Here is an 18,966-nt window from a genome sequence, read left to right on the forward strand (position 1 = left end):
ATTTTTGCCCGTTCATCTATAAGGATTTTTGATGGAATGTATCAGGAAGGTTGGAGTTCTCCCCCATGACGATCCTGCCTTCTTTTCTCCCCGTTCTTCTCCGAATCAGTGGATTCTTGTCCCTGTTCAAGCTTCTCTTTCTTGGACTGCTCTCCCGATTTCTGGTGGGCAGATTCTTTTTTATCCTTTTTGCGAGGACGAAGGAAAAGAAACAGCACAAGCGGGAACAGTACTTCAAAAACAATTGCAATCCATGTCCATTCCCGGGTAAAACGATACAACTGAATGGCGTTTCTGAAAAACCAGAATGCACAAACAAAGCCTAACAGTGCCACTGGACCAGTCATGACCTTTCCGGAAACTTTCGGAATCATTCGCTTCAGTCCCCAACAGACAAAGTACAGATCAAATGCAATTTTGGTGATCATGGTAGGCAGGGTCGCCGCTGCCAGCGCCAGATCAAACCGATCCAGGAAATCACTTATTTGCAACTGCCTTGCCAGCTCATAAGAAGGGTATACCAGCCTGGACGCAATAGGTACACCTATCGACGTGATGGTTTCCACTAGAATCAGCATCATCAGCAATCCCGAGATGATAATGCCCCATAGCACAGGTTTGAAGCGAAAGTCACTGCCTTTGACGACAAAAGGTAAGGCGATCATCTCGCCATAAAAAGAAAATATGTACCAACTCCCTTTGCCTACACCTGCCGTATCGACATGAAAATAGGGCATCAGATTGTCCATATTGATCTGCTGGATAAGCATGAAAGGCACAATGATAGAGTTCAACAGGAACAGGGTAACATAGAGTTCCGACATTCCGATCAACGAACCAAGCCCACCTCGGACGATAAATACCGCCATAATCATAAGTGACAATACAACGATGGAAATCGGTGTCGTCTCTAATAAAGTTATACTTACATAATCGCCAATTAATCGGATATCTCTTGCGAATATGAAGAAAAAAAACAAAACGTACATTACACCTGCGAGCCTTCCCATAAAGGGGAACCTGTCAGCAAGGGCCTCAAATAGATCCTGATTCGGAAACCTTCGCTGGATTCGGCTTACCATCCACATGGATATAACCATCACGAGAACAACTGGCACATACGAGAGATAAGCGTGCTGTTCCGCATAATAAATAGCCTGCGCATGGGGTTGAATCAACGTGCCCGTAATACTGAGAAGCAGCACAAGTAGTACAATCTGTCGAGAAGTTACACTTTGATTCATACCATACCTCCTTTCCATCATTCAATCTGTACTTCGCACCACCCCAGCCCCCATCTACGGTAACGGTAAAAAGCGCTGGATGATATGGCTAATCCATACCGCCACAAAAAAGGTTTTGCTTAAATGGGTTACATAGAGCCAAAGGCCAGTTCCTATTACAATCAGACCGTAGGATAACCAGCGATTAATGGCTGCGGCCTGCTTCAGGTGTCTGAAGTCCATGACAATGACAATGATGACCATCCCCAGATAGGTGAACAATAGTGGTTTAATCATGTACAATATCCTCCTCCATGACACCAATCGGCTTGTTAACTATCCCCACATTTTCAATGATGACATGAGGGATAACGTTTACCTCAACATCAGGATAGATATCATCCCATCGATCCTTCATTTTGTCCCACTCTTTAGGCATGTGTTGATGGATCGACCGACCAATCCCGAGAATATCGGCATGATATTTTTGCTGTATTAACCGAACTCCTTCAACGATATCCTCTTTTATTTTTTGGTGGATCGCATCATTTAATTTCAAAATCTCTTTTTCACGCAGATCACCGTAATTTGATTCGTTATCTACTACCACGCCTTTGGCGTACAATTGAACGGTTACACTAACCTTGCCATCCTTGACACTGGGGTGCAGTGAAGAATTGTTCTCGTTCAGCTTGATGAATATATCTCCTTCTCCGCGCGGAGCCTTGACCATAATTTCAGGCGCATTGGCTTCTCCCATAGCGAGAATCAAGGCATCGGCGGGAGCTTTGTCAATCATGCCTACCAACTTGTCTTTTTTAAAAATGGCCAATCCATCCAGCTTGATATTTGTTTTGGCATCCTTCCAATTCTTCGGAACATTGTCGACTTTTGAAGCAACTGGCAGGAATGGATCTACTCCGTCACTGAGGATCGCATCAGTGAATGTTTTAAGGGAACGTGGGTTTCGCATATTTAGAAAGCACAACTCTCTCACCATCTCAGATGGAAACTTCTCTATGGGTGCATCCGTATCCATGACTTTATATGCCGCGCCTTTCGTCACAACTGGTAATGCAGAGAATCGGTTGAGCGGGTAGCGCGTAAACAAATCAAGCATTGGAGCTACGCCATCCCTTGCAAGATCCTCTCCAATAAGCATGGTACGGCGGTGTGCATAATAAATCGTTCGTGAGAGTGATTTTTGGCCTTCAAGTGTAGTCCCCCTCAGTGTCTTCGCGGTATTGGACAACATGAACCACGATTTATCCCCGCTTGTCCCCCCGCCACCTCCAGAACTCCCGGTAGAACCGGATTGTCCAGGCAGAGCAATCTGGAGACTGGATCTGTAATTGTCCTGCTCCTTATCAACAGCTATGCCAATCACAAAGGCAATATCATTAATTTCCTTACGATCCCAACAGCCTGCTATGAAAATGGTACATAGCAGTAACATCAACACAGTGCGGAATTTACGAATAAGAAACATGTGTTCACCATCCTTCCTCAGCTTCAGGCGAACCATTGATCTTCTCTTTCATCCGTTTCTGATCCCGATGAACCGTAGAAGGACGATTGATCATTTTCCACCATGGCACACGAATAAGAATATCTTTGGTATCTGTTTTACTATACGGGCTAAGACCTGACAGATAAGGTACACCAAACGAAGTCATCTGTGTCAGATGCACCGAGATCAGAACCAAGCCAATGACGATGCCATACAATCCGAGCATACCCGCCAGCAACATGATCGGAAATCGCAATAGGCGCACGGTGATCGCGAAGTTAAACCGCGGAATCGTAAAGGAAGCTATACCTGTCATGGATACGATAATAACCATCGGTGCGGACACTATCCCGGCCTGTACTGCGGCCTGTCCGATCACAAGTGCGCCGAGAATACTGACGGCTTGCCCTACTGTTTTGGGTAACCTGACCCCGGCTTCCCGAAGAGCTTCAAATGACAGCTCCATGATGAGGGCTTCCACCAAAGCCGGAAAAGGAATGGCTTCCCGGGCACCTGCGATACTCAGAATCAGCGTGGTTGGCAGCATATCCTGATGAAATGTTGTAATAGAGATATACAAGGCTGGCAGGAACAGAGCGATGGCTACGAACAAGAAGCGAATCCACCGCACCAGATTACTGATGAAGAATCGCTCGTAATAATCCTCACTGGCTTGCAGCATCTGCCACATCGTGACTGGAGCAATCAGCGCGAATGGGGTTCCATCTACCAGAATGGCAAAGCGTCCTTCCAACAGATTACCTGCAACGGTATCCGGCCGCTCCGAGTAGTGCATCTGCGGGAAAGGCGAATACGGATGATCTTCAATCAATTCCTCGATATAACCCGTTTCCAGGATGCCATCAATATTGATTTTTTCCAGACGTTTCTTGACATCTTGAATCGTTTTTGGATCAGCAATACCTTCCAGATAGGTCAGCACAATATCGGTCTTGGTTTCTGTGCCAAGAGTCATGCTTACCATCTTGAGAGAAGGTGTTTTCAGCTTGAAGCGCAGCAAAGCCGTATTCACGCGCAGTGTTTCGGTAAACCCCTCCCGCGGTCCCCGAATCACGGATTCTGTCTGCGGTTCCTCCACACCACGTCTGACGCCACCTTTGACATTGAACATCCAGGCTTCGCGACTTCCACCGACCACCAGAAGGGCAGAGGATGCCAGCACACCTTCTGCCGCAGCAGCCCAAGTTTCGACCCGTTTCACCTGCGTCAGCTCAACGGTTGTATCATCCAGTGGAACATCGGGCTCATCTGTGCGCTGCTGCACCAGCCCTCGAATAATTGGACGCAGCATATGCTCCTGGATATCAGCCGAGTTAACAATGCCTTCAATATAGACCAGAAGCCCTTTCACTTCCGGTGTAATCATGACATTGCGAAAAACCACATCCGAGCAATCGGAGAAGATCTCCTTTACCGCTTGAATCTGAGTTTCATGTACTGCACTAATCGGCTGCCGTAGAAAAGGCGGGGATGGCAGTCCCAAAGGGATATGTTTTTTCTCTTCTGAAGCTCGTCCCGGTTGTCGGGACTTGTCTTTCCCAGATGTTTTGTCCGCCATATGCCGCCCCTCCGTTCTTGTTTTTTTATACAAGGTAGCTTGTGCCAGACAGTCGTGAATTATGTGGTCTTTTTTGCAAAATTACGAAGAATTTTCTCTATCCGGACAGCAAAAAGGCCTCTGTATTTAACAGAGACCTTCTTATCTATTCCAGATCCTAATCAAGCTATTTTAAAGTTAATCCGCAAAATAATCTTCAGGCACATAACGAATCTCCGACTTCGCATAGATGCTTAGTGTGTGGCTCTCCCTGTCGTACACAACTCGCTCACCTTCTACGTAGTACCAGTGCTTCAAAAGGGGTTGCTCCTTGCGCTGCACGAAACGAAATACGTTCAGTTCCTGTCTAAGCTCCATAATCTGTTCCACAATCTGCTCGTCCAGACCCGTCACGGTAAATAAGAAGCCTGTACCCTCCTGTTGGAATCGATAGGACAGTGAATCTGTTTTGCTATTCGCCAGTCCTCGCCCGGTTACCGCATGTTTGACCATAAACCATTCCTGTTGCGCCATACGTATATATCCTCCTTCATCTTGGAGTTCATTTCATCAGCCATCTACGGCAAATCAATAATCATATAGAACGTATCTTCGTTTCCTTGCAATTCTATTGAATTTCGCTGTTCCACACGAGCTGTATCGCCTTCGTTCAACAGGTACTCTCCATCCAATCCCAGCTTGCCTTCGATGGAGAAAAGGTACATCCGACGGCCCGAATCCTGGTTGAAGGTTAACGTCTCGTCTTTGGCCAATCGGCCAAGATAGATCGTCATATCCTGATGAATAGTCGCGACTCTTGGTCCTCCATCCGGGGATACAATCGGCACGAGTGCTCCTGCCAGTGCCGCTGGATCAAAAGATGTGGTCTCATATGAAGGTTGCAACCCTTTCGTATGCGGCATGAACCAGAGCTGAAGCAGACGTACTTCTTCGGTATCGGATGCATTATGCTCGGTATGAATCATGCCACTGCCTGCTGACATTCGCTGAATACCGCCAAAACCTGTAACGGCGACATTGCCCAGATTATCTTCATGTCGTAGCTTGCCTCTGAGTACAATGGACACAATCTCCATATCACTATGTGGGTGAGCTCCAAAGCCGCGACCAGGTGCAATTACATCATCGTTCGCTACCCGCATCGGTCCAAATGCCATATTTTCCGGGTCTTGATATTCTCCGAAAGAAAAGCTGTGACTGCCACGGAGCCAGCCTCGATCAAAGCTGGAGCGGGCATCGGATGGAATGACGTTAATCATAAAATGCATCCTCCTTATTTTTTCTTAGTAGCATACTTATTCTCATTGTAACAAACCACAGGCATGTCGTCCAAACTAAAAAAGTTCTCTACCGATCAGCCCGGTTCGCAAATACAATTTCCGAACCGGCCTGGCCAATAAAGAACCTCGTTACAGGACTAATCCTGCACTTCATTATTTATTTAACAATCGTTAGCCGCTCAAGCACTCACATTCTGACGAGCGTTACCCTGTCTGGAGAAAAGATAATCCACAGCCAGGAAGCGGCTTCCTGTGAAGAGCAGTGTCAGGGAACCCGCCAACAACAGGTAATCGAACTCGGTACCACTCATGAATGGCTGACCCACTTTGGCTGTAAGCAGAACGCCACCCATAACGATAACAAATAGGGCAGCAAACACACGTGTTCCAAGACCCAGAATCATCGCTGCACCACCTACCAACTCAATGATTGCTACAACGGAGGCAAGAAATCCGGGAATACCAATACTTTCGAAAAATCCTACCGTACCGCTAATTCCACCTTCGAATTTACTCCAACCGTGCAATACAAAGATCAACCCGATCATAATCCTGGAGAAAAGCAGTCCAATCTCTACACTTTTATTATTCATGTTCATCTTCCTTCCTCGTTATATTCGAAATATTTGACCTCACATTTAGCCAAATTAATCTATCCGATGGACCAGACAAACAAGACAGACAGCAATAGGAAAACAGTAACCGACATCAGAACAGCATAACGTGGCAATCTCAGTGTCACATCCTGTTCCGGGTTAAGCAGACGTGAAATTCGGACATTCACCGACGTATCCGCAAATGAGGATTGAACGGTCAGTTCTTTGGCCCCCCAAGGTTCAGGACAAGCACGGAGCAGCTTGAGCAGTGCACTGCCAATGCCTGCCACATTTCCTGTACGCTCAATGGCCTCATTGTCTGCGAGAATTTCTCTAACGATATGGTATTGCTTTGAAGTGTGCTTTAAAACAGGAATATACGGCATCATGATTGCAAATACCGACAGTAACGTCGTCTTCAGAGGATCACGGTGCCACAGATGGTGTACTTCATGATAGACAACCGCTACTTCCTCTTCCGCATCAAGCATGTCCAGTAGCCCAGTGGAAAGTACAATATAGGGTCTCCATAAACCAATGGTAAATGCGACGGGTGAACGCTTGTCCACCACAATGAAACTTGGCTGTCCTAGGTCATGATATGTGGACTCCAACTCACGGGATAACGCCCGAATCTCCATGGAGCGGAGCTTGTGGATTGCTGCCCGTGTTTTCATCATACGTACCGTTAGCAACCAGCTTGTTCCTGCAAAGGTCAGCAAGACCAGTGCCAGCAGGAAATGTCCAACGGATAACCAACCCAGTCGACTCATCCAATGATTGCAGAGCCAGAGCAGATTAAACGGGATATCCCAGCCAAAGATTTTGTACATCGCGTACATGAACATCTGCATGAACACGAGTAGCGGAATGCCAAACCCGACGGTAAACAAAAGTTTCGAGCGGGTCTTCCACATCTTAATCGCTATCCTTTTTCCATTGCTTGATCTTCTGTTCCAGGCGTTCAATCAGACCTTCATCTGCTTCGTCCAGTGCATCCAGCATATGATTCAATGCCAATGCTCCGAATTCATCCACCAACTCATGCGACAGTTCCTTGGATTGGTCGTTCATAAACTCCTCCTTGCTCTGTACCGGTTGGTACAAAGATGTTCTGCCCTTTTGTGACTTTCCGAGAAGTCCCTTGTCCACGAGCCGGTTCATCACTGTCATGACTGTATTAAAATTGACGTCTTTGTCTTGTACAAGTGCGGTCTGCACTTCACGGATGCTGCTGCCTGGACGAGCCCATAAAATGTCCATGATCTTGGCCTCCAGCGGACCGAAAAATCGGTTGAGCCCACGCTCACCCACTTTAAAATTGTGTATTCTCATGTTCTGACACCCCTCACACTACCCATTGTAGTGCCATCAAATGAGAAGTCAACCTCTATGTCAGCTATTTTATGTAAATGATTTGTAAATTTGTTTTCCATTTCAGTAAAAAAGGCCAAAGACCGGGAAATTCCGCACGTTTCGCGGTTTTCCCGGTCTTCACCGAATATCAGTCCATATGATGTTGTGAGAATATGATTTTACTGCGCTTTATTTTCCATTCTGTGACGGCATATGTGCAGATATATCCACACCAAGTCCATGAGCCAGACGTCCGCCTAGCTGTCCATCCGCACGGAAGAAGTGGCATAACGCACGCATTTGAATATCGACTGACACTCCCTTAAGATCATTGATCAGATTATCCAACAAGTGCTGCTGCTCTACTGGAGTAAATGAACGGAAAAGCTCTCCTGCTTGCGTGTAATCATCCGTTTTCTCAATTTTCTCGCGTGTAACATGCCCTTGTAATGGAACCTGACTGTCCCGGTATGCCGGATCTTCCTGCGGGCTGTTTCCGGAACTGTTCGGTTCATAGTTCACCGGAGATGGGTCCTGATTCACATTCATGAGTCCATCACGCTGATGATTACGAACGGGTGCGTACGGGCAATTCACCGGAATTTGCAAATAGTTCGTTCCAAGCCGGTGCCGCTGTGTATCCGGATAGGAGAATAGGCGCCCTTGCAGCAATTTATCTTCGGAAGGTTCAATTCCAGGGACAAGCGAACTAGGAGAAAAGGCCGCCTGTTCCACTTCAGCGAAGAAGTTTTGCGGATTCCGATTCAGTGTCATGGTCCCTACCGTATGAAATGGCAGTACATCTTCAGGCCATGTTTTGGTTGGGTCGAGTGGATCAAAAGCAAAATCATCCATTTGCTCCGGCTTTAAGAGCTGAACCTGTAGCTTCCACTGCGGGTATTGCCCGTTCTTGATATGTTCATGCAGGTCACGGGTAGCATGATTAAAGTCCTGTCCTTGTACCTCGGCAGCTTCCTGACGAGAGAATCCCCGAACCCCTTGTGCAGACTCCCATTTGTATTTCACATAATGGACCTGCCCCTGTGCATTAATCCATTTGAAAGCATGTACGCCGAAACCATCCATCTCCCGATAACTGGCCGGTGTGCCTAGATCTGAGAACAACCAGGTCATCATATGCGTTGATTCAGGTGAGAGGGTCATAAAGTCCCAATATCGGGCGGGGTCCTGAATGTTCGTATCCGGAGCCGGCTTCAGAGAGTGAACCATATCGGGAAACTTCATCGCATCACGAATGAAGAACACAGGCAGATGGTTACCGACGATATCATAGTTGCCTTCCCGGGTGTAGAATTTAACGGCAAATCCACGTGGATCTCGTGCAGTCTCTGGTGATCCTGTACCGTGAATAACGGTCGAAAAACGAACCAGCACATCCGTCTCCGTACCCGGATCTTGCAGGAAATCCGCTGTTGTATAAGCCTTCATACTCTGCTCCAGCGTGAATACACCATGAGCCCCGGCACCTCTTGCATGTACGACTCTTTCAGGAATACGTTCACGGTCAAAGTGGGCAATTTTCTCAATGAGATGATAGTCTTCAAGCAATGTCGGCCCTCTTCTGCCTGCTGTGCGGGAATTCTGGTTATCACCTACAGGTGCTCCCTGATTCGTTGTCATACGTTCTGTCATCCTGTCGTCCTCCTCTAATGGATCTCACGGCTGCTATATATCTACTACTAAAATCATATTCGGCTTCGATATAAATATACATTTAGACTTGATCTAACTGTTAAATTGATTCTAACATGTCCTACGTTGCTCTTGCATGAGGTTCACATGAGATTAAGATGAGGTTCCTCAACACTTCATGAATGAACCATGAACATGTTTTCAAAAAGCATGATCTAAACGATAATCATGGCAATAAAAAAAAGCGGACTAATCCGCCAGGCGGTAGCCCACTCCTCTTACCGTTACGATATATTGCGGCGAAGACGCGTTATCGCCCAATTTTTTGCGCAAGCTTTTGATATGAACATCAACCACATTACTTCCACCTGTAAAGTCTGTTTCCCAGATATCGCTGAGCATCTCCTCACGGGAAATGACTGCACCTTTGGCATCAATCAGCTTGAGTAACAGATCATATTCGGTCTTGGTTAGATGGATCCGGTTATTATCACGCTGCACACTCATCCGTTCACGATCAAGCCACAGATCTTTGAAGCCGACACGCTGCCCTTCCTCAGGCAAAAAGCCGCGTTTGGGCAGAGCGGGACTGTTGCCAATCATACGCTGCACCCGGTAGAGAGCTTCCTGCGGGCGTGCAGGCCACACCAGCAATTCCTCCTGAAGCATCGGTCCACTCGCGCTGCCGATCATCTTCTCACCGACCAGATAGAGACAAGGGGTTGTATGCTCAGCCTCACGATTCAATCGACTGCTAATGCCGGCAAATGCATCGATCGTTCCGGCAACAGATAGATCATAGATCAACAGATCGAAGACAAGACGCTCATGCAGATCCGGTTCCCATCGATGAAAGACCAGTACATCGAAACAGCTATCCGTTAAGGCCTTTACCAGTTCATGAACTTGCCCTGGCATCGGGCTTATCAGAATAACCCGTCGTGTAACAGGACAATTGTCCACAAGAGGTGCTGCATCGGACAAGGCAGGTTTAACCCTAAGTGGTAAGCGGCGGCCAGGAACTTTTATTTTTACTTGATCCGTTTGTTTCTGCATTCCCCGCAGACACCTCCAAAGACCACATGAGCATGATCGATTGCATATCCGGTTTCTTCAGCTACCTGTTTCATCCATTGTGGAGGAACCTCTGTCATCACCTCGTCCACTTTGCCGCACACTTCACACATGATGTGCTGATGATCGTCCATCCGCGCATCGTAACGGCTTGCTGTCTCTCCGAGTTTAAGCTCTCGTATCAATTCTTTGTCCGTCAGATAACGTAGAGAATTATACACCGTACCATAGGCCAGATTATAACCTTGTTCCACTAGTCGATTCATAACATCAGCAGCTGTCGGGTGATCCTCCGAATGGCGCACCACATCATATACCGCTTGCCGTTGTATCGTCAGATTTAAAGTTCTCACAACCATTTCTCCTTTATATTGATGCATTTTATATGAAATCAGACACTGATCTTCTACTTAGGATGGTTTTCCCAAAAAACTAAGATTACATTTTGATTTAGATTAAGTATAAATCTTATTGTATATCGAAGTCAATATGCACGCCAACATCCTGGCAATGCAAATAAAACACCTTTCCCAGCAATCCCCTCATATATTTGGGATAATATGGTTCGCTACGACACCGCTTTTCAGATAAAATGTAGGGATGTGCGTAAAAAGGGGGAATGTCGGTTGTTTAGCACTTTTTTCATTAATATCTGTGTCATGATTACGTTTATGTATGTATCCGGGATCATTGCAAAGTTCTATAGTATCCGATTGCCTTTTCCCTCGTTACGTGTTCAGTTGATCGGCGGCTTATTATTCGGCATATATGGCACAGTACTCATGAACTATTCCTTCCCTCTGAACGAGAGTACGATTGTAGATCTACGGCATCTGGCGATCGTTACCGCAGCGGTATATCTGGGAGGACTGGCTTCGGTCGTTACAGGACTTGTGCTCTCGATCCTTCGTATTCTGATGTTTGGCTTGTCATCCTCTGCCATAGATGCAGGATTTGTTATGACTCTAATCGGGTTGTCCGGTGTATACTTCGCCTATGCTTCCTGGTCCAGACTGACCAAAATTATTACGATGAATCTGCTCGGCATAACGTTAATCTTTATCATCCTTATGTTGAATACAGACAGCATGAATTCATTAATGAAGGTATATCCGTTACAAATGACCATTTCCTTCATCGGTGGAATATTCATCTATTTCATCGCAGAATTCATCAATAAATCCAATGAAATGTTATTTCTATTGGAGAGAAGAGCATCTACCGATCATCTTACCAACCTTAGCAATCGACGACAGTTCGAAAAGTCACTTCTATCGGAACTTCAACATGCGCGGGATTACCAACAAAAGCTGTCCTTGCTTGCCATGGATATTGACCGATTCAAAAAGGTAAACGATACCTTTGGCCATTCTGCTGGCGATGCCGTTCTGAAGCAACTCGGACAACTTCTTGTTGAACACGCACGTTCTGCGGATATCGTGTCAAGAAACGGTGGTGAAGAATTCGCTATACTCTTGCTCGACTGCGGACAACGGCAGGCCATGGCTATCGCCGAATCTATCCGGCAGGCAGTAGAGAAATATCATTTTGCCCTGCCTGACGGACACACCACACGTCTAACCATTTCCATTGGCGTAGCCGTGTATCCGGATCATTGTGTGGAGCAAGACGATGACGACTTCTTCGAACAGGCAGACCGTGCACTATACGAAGCCAAGAATACAGGACGTAACCGTGTATGTGTCTTACCTTTAAGGTCCTTGCCTCTTACACTGGAAAGCTGACGGCTCCAATTGAAAAAGGGATGTCCCGCACGCCAATCACAGGCGTACAGGACATCCCTTGCTTTATATCTCACTCCATATCATCCCAGCCCAATATCTGACTGGAATCAGGAAAGTATCCCTTCAATTTCCTCAATAATGGTAGCATCCAGCTTCACGCCAGATGCAGCCGCATTTTCTTTTACCTGCTCGGGACGACTCGCCCCTACAAGTGCACTGGATACATTGTTCTGGCGCAGAATCCAGGCCAAGGCCAGTTGCCCAACCTTCAGGTCCAGCTTGTCCGCCACTTCAATCAATTGGCGAACTTTTCCGATGCGATCCGCGTTGATCTTGCCTTCGTCCCATCCAAGCTTAGCCGCACGACTGTTCTCGGGGATATCTGATACGGAAGTATATTTCCCGGTCAATAGACCTTGAGCAAGCGGGGAGTATACGACTTGTCCGATACCCTTACGCTCACCTAGCGGAATAATTTCATTTTCAATATAACGATCAAACATATTGTACACGGGCTGGTTCACCACGATATGATCCAAGAGCAAGCGATCTGCGGTACCCAAGGCAGCTTCCATCTGAGCCGCAGTCCACTGACTGACACCAACATACAGCACCTTGCCCTGACGTACCAGATCATCAAGTGCGCGGAGTGTTTCTTCAATTGGTGTCTCGGTATGATAGCGATGGCAGTAATAGATATCCACATATTCAACGCCTAGGCGCTTCAAGCTGGCTTCACATTGTTCCTTAATATGTTTACGAGACAGCCCCTGGTCATTCGGACCATCCCCCATTTTGCCAAATACTTTTGTTGCAAGCACGTAGGAGTCACGAGAATACGCTTTGAGCGTCTGTCCCAGCAGTTCTTCTGCTGCACCCCGTTCGTATACATTGGCTGTATCAAAAAAGTTAATGCCTTCATCGAATGCAGTTTCAATTGATTTCACCGCATTTTCACGTTCCACATACCCTCCGTACGTCAGCCAGCTTCCAAGGCTAATCTCGCTTACTTTCAGTCCGCTTCCACCCAATCTGCGATAATCCATTGATTGCATATCCTCCTCTATTGGTTATAAAGATGAAGTACACATTCTATTGTAACGTAACCAGCTCGGATGAAAAGGGCTTTGGCGCAGAAATTGGATAAATGCAAAGGGAAAAACAAAGAAGCGCACCTGTAGCAGGTGCGCCAACTGAGATAACTTTCCATCTGGCTGCCCGTTTAGGGCAGCGTAATACTCAATGCATTCAACAAATCAGCTTGTCTGACCGGTTTCGTCAGAACAGCATCAAAGGTTTCCGCTTCGTGCGGGTCAATGTGCATACCATATGGAACCAGAACAATGACGGGCAGGTTCTCCAGCCGCTGTTTCATTTCATGTACGAAATCAACTGCTCCGCCCTCTTGAAGTCCCATATCCACAACGGCTACATCCGGCTTGAAGCCCTCCTTGATCCACTCATGTGCTACACTCGAACCCGAGGTCATATGCACATCCATCTCCCATCTGCGCATCAGGGAAGAAACGCCTTGCAATATATCCGGGTCCTTGGCGAGCAGCACCTTTTTCCCTTTTAACCGCTGCTGAATACTTGCAAGTTGAGGTAACTCCCAGTATCTGCGTAAGGGAAGGGCAATATGGAATTCCGTCTCATTCTCTCCCGCACTACTCACCTGAATACGGCCATGCATGAGAATGGCAAGATTTTGGCTTACCGCCAAACCCAGATTGCTTCCGATCAGTTTTTGGATATCCAAATTTTCATCTTGGCCGTTCAAATTACGCAACTTCTTATCGGATACCATCTGACCCGTGTACTTCACCTTGAGCGCAAGTGTACCCATATCCTCTGTCTCTTCGCCGTTCACCATGGCCGTGATTAGAACTGAGCCTTCACGCGTTGAATCGAGAGCATATTGAATAACATGTGCAAGCAGCTGTCCAATCTTGATCTCATCACCAACAAATACTTGCGATACATTCAAATCAAGATTCAATCCCAGATCAATATTCTTGCCCGATGCCATTCCGGCATAGAGATAAACGGTATTTTCAATGGTGCCGACCAGATCAAACGGATCATCATGGATAACCGTTTTGCCTGCCTCATTAATATTGAAGTTCATCATATTATTCAGGAGCGAGAGTAGTATGTTGCCACTCGTCTCGATCATATTTACATACTCCGATTGCTCTTCAGGCATGTCCGGTGTACGCATTAGATCCGTCAATCCCAGAATGCCGTTCAACGGATTGCGAATCTCGTGACTCATCAGCTTTAACATCTGTGATTTGGTCATCGCCTCGGATTCGGCTCGCTCTTTCTCTGCCTGGAGCTGCTCTTTCATTTGTTCCGAGTCACTCAATTTTCGTTCCTGCACATGCAGGGTGCTCTCCAGATCCACAACATATCCCAGAAAGACAGCCATCGCGTTCAGCGTCTTCATATCCGTTTCACTGATCACATAACCAGCATTGTCCATTAGACATATCGTTCCAAATGCTTCGCCAGATCTTCGTATGATAGGTACACCCACGAAGAAACGACTCCCAAGCCCACTCGTGACGTCCATGGAGCTTGTCATTGGGTTTTCACATGTATTCTGAATGGTAAGAACGCTACCTTTGTCTCTTAACACCAGACTGCAATATGATTCGTTAAATGAAAGCTCACTGCCTTTAACAATCAACTCTTCCGTACGATTAAAGGCCTCCAAAATGACATTCGTCACCCCATCATTCGTGGCAACGAAGATGGTATTGACCTTCAATATCCCGCTTAATACGTCCACGATATGGGCCGCAGCTTCCTTTATATCTTCATAGAAGCCTCTCGTAATGCCTTCTGCCGTCCCCATGATTCACCCCTCTTGTCTTAGCTGCACTTTCAAATCTGTACATCAGAATGTTTAATCATGTACAAGGGTTCATCAAGAATCCGAATATCTGTCACAATCTATACTTATATGATTAACACCGTAGAAGTAAAAGAGAATCATACTCCCTGCCAATCGCCCCTTTTAGGACAAAAGCAGGTCATGAACTGATAACGTAACAAGCGTAAATATACTGCAAATTGCCTTTTCAAATGGCTCAAAGTTCATCTTGTCCAACTTCGGATATTTTACATGCAGAATAACTAGAAATTATACGCTTCTACTCAGACTTTGGGAACCTTTATCCGCAGTAATTAAAGGAAAGTCCATTTTGTCCATTAAGTTGTGTGACCATTATCACACCCAAAAAACCACATATAGTTTATAAATGGATAATACAAATCTACATATAGTATTTAACGCAAATTAAATGATCAATACATCATTTTAGGAGGAACCTTACATGAACTTGCTTGAGTATGCCACTCCACCGGCATCCGATCTATTATCCGACCTGGGAAGACGAATTATTGGCGCTGAAGATGCCGATACGCTGAGGGAAAATGCGAATCTGAACGGGGACTCCTTCAGCGGCAAGATGAGCAGGCTCGGTTCGGAGACCGCCAAGTGGCATGCTCTGCGTCATGTGTTGCCGGAAGAGCTTGCTCAAGCTGTGGAGAACGGGGATCTGTATGTACACGACCTGGATCAGTATGCACTTGGCACGACCAACTGCATCTTTATCCCGTTTGACCGTCTTCTTGCTGCGGGTTTCAATACAGGCAACGGATCGGTTCGCACACCTCAGACGATCATGTCTGCAATGGCTCTGGTTGCAATCATCTTCCAATCCCAGCAGAACAGTCAGTATGGTGGCGTATCAGCCAATAAGATTGATTGGGATCTAGCGCCCTATGTGCAGCGATCGTTTCGCAAACATTATCGCAAAGGACAACGACTTTTTGGTGAGAATGCTCTGATTGAAGATGAACAACTTCATCTGGACAGTATGGAAGCGAAGAATCAGTGCCCACGCGCATATGACTTCGCCTATGAAGAGACTGAACTGGAGACGGGACAAGCTGCCGAATCGCTGATCCATAACCTGAATACGATGAGCAGTCGGGCTGGTGGACAGATTCCATTCACATCACTGAATTATGGATTATGTACTTCTGCGGAAGGACGGTTGGTATCACGTTCATTGCTCGAAGCAACGATTCGCGGCCTGGGCAACGGGGAAACTCCCGTGTTCCCTCAACATATTTTCCAATGTAAACAAGGGATCAATCAGGCTCATGGCGAGCCAAACTATGATCTGTTCCGCCTTGCGGTCACCTGTTCATCCCGGCGGATGTATCCTAACTTTGTCAATGTGGATGCCTCGTTCAATCTGCCTTTCTATCATCCGGAAGATCCGGATACGATCATTGCAACCATGGGATGCCGCACACGTACTCTGGCTGACCGGTTTGGTCGTAATCGTCAAAGTGGTAAAGGTAATCTGTCTTTTAATACCATCAACCTGGTCAAGCTCGGCATCCGGTTTGGCATCTGCCAGGGCAACAGAGCGGTTGCCGATCGGGCGGGATTCTACACTGCACTGGAATCCGTGATGCAAAATGCTGCGCATGGTCTGTTGCATCGGTACCGTATCCAGACTGTTCAACCTGCTAAGGCGTCAGATTTCATGATGCGGGAGGGTGTATGGGAAGGCGGGGAGCAACTTGCTCCGAATGAACCCGTTGGGGAGTTGCTCAAACATGGTACGTTATCCCTGGGTTTTATCGGTCTGGCAGAATGTATGACAGCCCTCTATGGACGCCATCATGGACAGGACCCTCATGTACATCGTGAAGCGCTGAATATTATTCGCACCATGAGAGAGTTCTGTGATCAGATGAGCGAGCAGCATAACTTGAATATCACCCTGTTTGCTACACCTGCTGAAGGGCTATCCGGCAAATTCACGAAGATCGACAGAGCGCGATATGGGCTTATTCCTGGAGTTAATGATCGGGAGTATTATACGAATTCATTCCATATCCCCGTATACCACACTCTTCCAGCTTATCGGAAGATTGAACTGGAAGCCCCGTTCCATACTTTGTGTAATGCGGGGGCAATCTCCTATGTGGAGCTGGACGGTAACGTTCGAGCCAACACCGCAGCTTTCCTTCGAATCGTGCAATATGCACTGGCGCAGGATATCGGGTATTTTTCCATTAATCATCCGATTGATCGCTGCCCTGAATGCGGTTATGAAGGTGTTATCGGGGATGTATGCCCAGGCTGCGAAGCCCATGAGAACCATGTACACTTCCAGCGGTTACGCCGTGTAACCGGCTATCTGACCGGAGATTACAAAGTGCGATTTAATGCTGCAAAGCAGGCTGAAGTACGGGATCGGGTGAAACACCGATGAATCTATATGGATACATCCCGGAATCGGTGAATGAGGGGACCGGCCTGCGTGCGGTGTTGTTCATCAGCGGTTGCCGCCACGCCTGTCCGGGCTGCTTCAGTCCGGATTCTTGGAGCTTTCGGGCGGGTGAGCCTTTTACAGAGGAGCGGCAGCAGCAGATTCTGCATGAAGTGACGAACCATCCGTTGCTCGATGGCGTGACGTTGTGTGGTGGTGATCCCTTTTTCTCGGCAGCAGAATGTGCGAACTGGATTCAGCAGCTCCGCACTGCACGTCCTGATATGACAGTATGGGCCTATACCGGATTCGCATATGAAGAGCTTGTTACTGACCCTGCGAGAGCGCAGCTTGCCCGACTATGCGACGTTATTATCGACGGGCGATATATTCAAGCTGAGCGTGACGTCTCTCTGCCCTTTCGCGGCAGTCGGAATCAACGCTTGATTGATGTGCCTGGTACTATGGCAAGCCACACCGTTGTGCCTTACCAACTGGGTCTGCATTAGTATGTTCTAACCCGATATATTGTTGATATTACCCAAACCACGGCGAAGCGAGTACAACCACTGTAATGAATAACAATTGAAGCAGCAGGCGGGGAAAAACTGACCACACAGGCTTACCGCCTATGGTCAACTTCTCACGGGCCGCATGAACATTAGCCGGGAACATGACAATCAGCATGAGCAACAACCCTGCAGCGGCAATCCATGCAACACCAGGAATAAGCAAACCAACTGCGCCTGCGATCTCCAGAACTCCAGTCCACGTAACCATTTTCTCCTTGTGCACTATTGCACGAGGAACCATTTTGACCAAGTCGGATCTGCGTTTGCCCCAATGTGCAGTTGCGGTCAACAAAAACATAACGACAACTGCACCTTGCAACGCAGGATGCCAATGATTAAACATCGGAACTCCAAGCCAGCCGATTCCCCGTAGTATAACAAAAGTTGTACATAATGCGATAAGTGGTGCCATTTTCTTGTCCCCCTTCATCATATTACTTGGAACATTCGTATCAGTCTTATTGCTTAAGCAAGGTAGACATGAAATTAGCTATATCGGCAGAGTCCAAGTGTGTCCGTCCTCTTGTATGCATTGAAGTGCGTACCCGCAATCCCATGGATAACAGTACAAAAAGTTCCCCCATCTGCTCTGCATTAATCGAGCGATTTATCACGCCATGTTTTATTCCCAACTCGATCCACTGCATCGAATAGCTGACCGACCTATCGTGAAATTGCTGAAGTGCTTCGGACACTCGAGGCTCGTCCTCTTTGCCCAGTAAATAGAGTAAGACCTTGTTGGTTATTGAACCCTGCTCCTCCAGACCGACTAAATTCGAAGCAATCATCTGCATCGGACCTTCAAATGTCTTGATATCAGCTTCATCAATGGTAGACAATACGGCGGAGTGCACCGCCTCCAGATGCTCCATAAGAACCCAGATGAAAATTTCGTCCTTAGTCCTCACATAATGAAAAATTGCCCCTTTGGACAATCCTGAGCGCTCCATAATCTCTTTCAAGGTAACTGCATGGCAGGCTTTCTCGCGTAATAGTTCCTTGGTAGCTGACAATAACTGAGCCGTTGTATGTTTCCGTCTGTCTTCATTCTTCAAGTACGTTTCCTCCCTTGGTCGTT

Annotated in this window: 19 protein-coding genes; 3 read left to right on the top strand and 16 right to left on the bottom strand. The window is 46.9% G+C overall.

The annotated features are described in order from the left end of the window. Positions 1 to 41: 41 nt before the first annotated feature. The 12 genes from MKZ12_RS27715 to MKZ12_RS27770 form a co-directional block, all read right to left on the bottom strand. Positions 42 to 1,244, bottom strand: a complete 1,203-nt coding sequence (locus tag MKZ12_RS27715) for an endospore germination permease (protein WP_339257768.1) — start codon at positions 1,242 to 1,244, stop codon at positions 42 to 44. Between the two features lie 54 nt (positions 1,245 to 1,298). Further along, on the bottom strand, positions 1,299 to 1,520 hold the full coding sequence (locus MKZ12_RS27720) for a hypothetical protein (protein ID WP_339257769.1): 222 nt from the start codon (positions 1,518 to 1,520) through the stop codon (positions 1,299 to 1,301). Further along, positions 1,513 to 2,712, bottom strand: coding sequence for a Ger(x)C family spore germination protein (locus MKZ12_RS27725; protein WP_339257770.1), 1,200 nt, complete (start codon positions 2,710 to 2,712; stop codon positions 1,513 to 1,515). The genes MKZ12_RS27720 and MKZ12_RS27725 overlap by 8 nt, the downstream gene beginning before the upstream one ends. A 4-nt stretch (positions 2,713 to 2,716) precedes the next feature. Further along, positions 2,717 to 4,312 (bottom strand): spore germination protein, encoded by a 1,596-nt coding sequence (locus MKZ12_RS27730; RefSeq protein ID WP_339238393.1) that lies wholly within the window; start codon positions 4,310 to 4,312, stop codon positions 2,717 to 2,719. 177 nt (positions 4,313 to 4,489) lie between these two features. Then, positions 4,490 to 4,825: a hypothetical protein gene (locus MKZ12_RS27735; RefSeq protein ID WP_339238395.1), complete on the bottom strand. Its 336-nt coding sequence runs from the start codon at positions 4,823 to 4,825 to the stop codon at positions 4,490 to 4,492. Positions 4,826 to 4,869: 44 nt separating this feature from the next. Beyond that, positions 4,870 to 5,571: a pirin family protein gene (locus MKZ12_RS27740; RefSeq protein WP_339238397.1), complete on the bottom strand. Its 702-nt coding sequence runs from the start codon at positions 5,569 to 5,571 to the stop codon at positions 4,870 to 4,872. Positions 5,572 to 5,771: 200 nt separating this feature from the next. Next, positions 5,772 to 6,185: a DoxX family protein gene (locus MKZ12_RS27745; protein WP_253441511.1), complete on the bottom strand. Its 414-nt coding sequence runs from the start codon at positions 6,183 to 6,185 to the stop codon at positions 5,772 to 5,774. Between the two features lie 59 nt (positions 6,186 to 6,244). Continuing rightward, positions 6,245 to 7,105, bottom strand: coding sequence for a M56 family metallopeptidase (locus MKZ12_RS27750; RefSeq protein WP_339257771.1), 861 nt, complete (start codon positions 7,103 to 7,105; stop codon positions 6,245 to 6,247). A gap of 1 nt (position 7,106) precedes the next feature. Beyond that, positions 7,107 to 7,523: a BlaI/MecI/CopY family transcriptional regulator gene (locus MKZ12_RS27755; protein ID WP_339257772.1), complete on the bottom strand. Its 417-nt coding sequence runs from the start codon at positions 7,521 to 7,523 to the stop codon at positions 7,107 to 7,109. A 210-nt stretch (positions 7,524 to 7,733) separates the two neighbouring features. Beyond that, positions 7,734 to 9,197 (bottom strand): catalase, encoded by a 1,464-nt coding sequence (locus MKZ12_RS27760; protein ID WP_339257773.1) that lies wholly within the window; start codon positions 9,195 to 9,197, stop codon positions 7,734 to 7,736. 249 nt (positions 9,198 to 9,446) lie between these two features. Then, positions 9,447 to 10,253 carry a winged-helix domain-containing protein gene (locus tag MKZ12_RS27765; protein ID WP_253441518.1) on the bottom strand — a complete coding sequence of 269 codons (807 nt, stop codon included), beginning with the start codon at positions 10,251 to 10,253 and terminating at the stop codon, positions 9,447 to 9,449. Next, the gene (locus tag MKZ12_RS27770) at positions 10,229 to 10,624 is read right to left on the bottom strand and encodes a transcriptional repressor (RefSeq protein ID WP_036612807.1); all 396 of its coding nucleotides are present in this window, start codon (positions 10,622 to 10,624) and stop codon (positions 10,229 to 10,231) included. Before MKZ12_RS27770 ends, MKZ12_RS27765 begins: the two co-directional genes overlap by 25 nt. A 273-nt stretch (positions 10,625 to 10,897) precedes the next feature. On the opposite strand from MKZ12_RS27770, the gene MKZ12_RS27775 reads away from it, so the two are divergent. Beyond that, the gene (locus MKZ12_RS27775; protein WP_339238405.1) at positions 10,898 to 12,016 is read left to right on the top strand and encodes a diguanylate cyclase; all 1,119 of its coding nucleotides are present in this window, start codon (positions 10,898 to 10,900) and stop codon (positions 12,014 to 12,016) included. A gap of 107 nt (positions 12,017 to 12,123) precedes the next feature. Here the strand turns inward: MKZ12_RS27775 and MKZ12_RS27780 are convergent, their stop codons facing one another. Together MKZ12_RS27780 and MKZ12_RS27785 are read right to left on the bottom strand one after the other, a co-directional pair. Then, positions 12,124 to 13,062, bottom strand: coding sequence for an aldo/keto reductase family protein (locus MKZ12_RS27780; RefSeq protein WP_339238407.1), 939 nt, complete (start codon positions 13,060 to 13,062; stop codon positions 12,124 to 12,126). A gap of 176 nt (positions 13,063 to 13,238) precedes the next feature. Further along, the gene (locus MKZ12_RS27785; protein ID WP_339257774.1) at positions 13,239 to 14,876 is read right to left on the bottom strand and encodes a histidine kinase dimerization/phospho-acceptor domain-containing protein; all 1,638 of its coding nucleotides are present in this window, start codon (positions 14,874 to 14,876) and stop codon (positions 13,239 to 13,241) included. Between the two features lie 481 nt (positions 14,877 to 15,357). Between MKZ12_RS27785 and MKZ12_RS27790 the strand changes: the two genes are divergently transcribed. Beyond that, positions 15,358 to 17,319 (top strand): anaerobic ribonucleoside triphosphate reductase, encoded by a 1,962-nt coding sequence (locus MKZ12_RS27790; RefSeq protein WP_339257775.1) that lies wholly within the window; start codon positions 15,358 to 15,360, stop codon positions 17,317 to 17,319. Further along, positions 17,316 to 17,825: an anaerobic ribonucleoside-triphosphate reductase activating protein gene (gene nrdG, locus MKZ12_RS27795; RefSeq protein WP_339257776.1), complete on the top strand. Its 510-nt coding sequence runs from the start codon at positions 17,316 to 17,318 to the stop codon at positions 17,823 to 17,825. The genes MKZ12_RS27790 and nrdG overlap by 4 nt, the downstream gene beginning before the upstream one ends. A gap of 28 nt (positions 17,826 to 17,853) precedes the next feature. On the opposite strand, the gene MKZ12_RS27800 is transcribed toward nrdG, so the two are convergent. Next, on the bottom strand, positions 17,854 to 18,300 hold the full coding sequence (locus MKZ12_RS27800; protein ID WP_339257777.1) for a DoxX family protein: 447 nt from the start codon (positions 18,298 to 18,300) through the stop codon (positions 17,854 to 17,856). 46 nt (positions 18,301 to 18,346) lie between these two features. Then, positions 18,347 to 18,943 (bottom strand): TetR/AcrR family transcriptional regulator, encoded by a 597-nt coding sequence (locus MKZ12_RS27805; protein WP_339257778.1) that lies wholly within the window; start codon positions 18,941 to 18,943, stop codon positions 18,347 to 18,349. Positions 18,944 to 18,966: the final 23 nt, after the last annotated feature.

Source organism: Paenibacillus sp. FSL R5-0713 (assembly GCF_037973325.1).
Taxonomy (GTDB): Bacteria; Bacillota; Bacilli; order Paenibacillales; family Paenibacillaceae; genus Paenibacillus.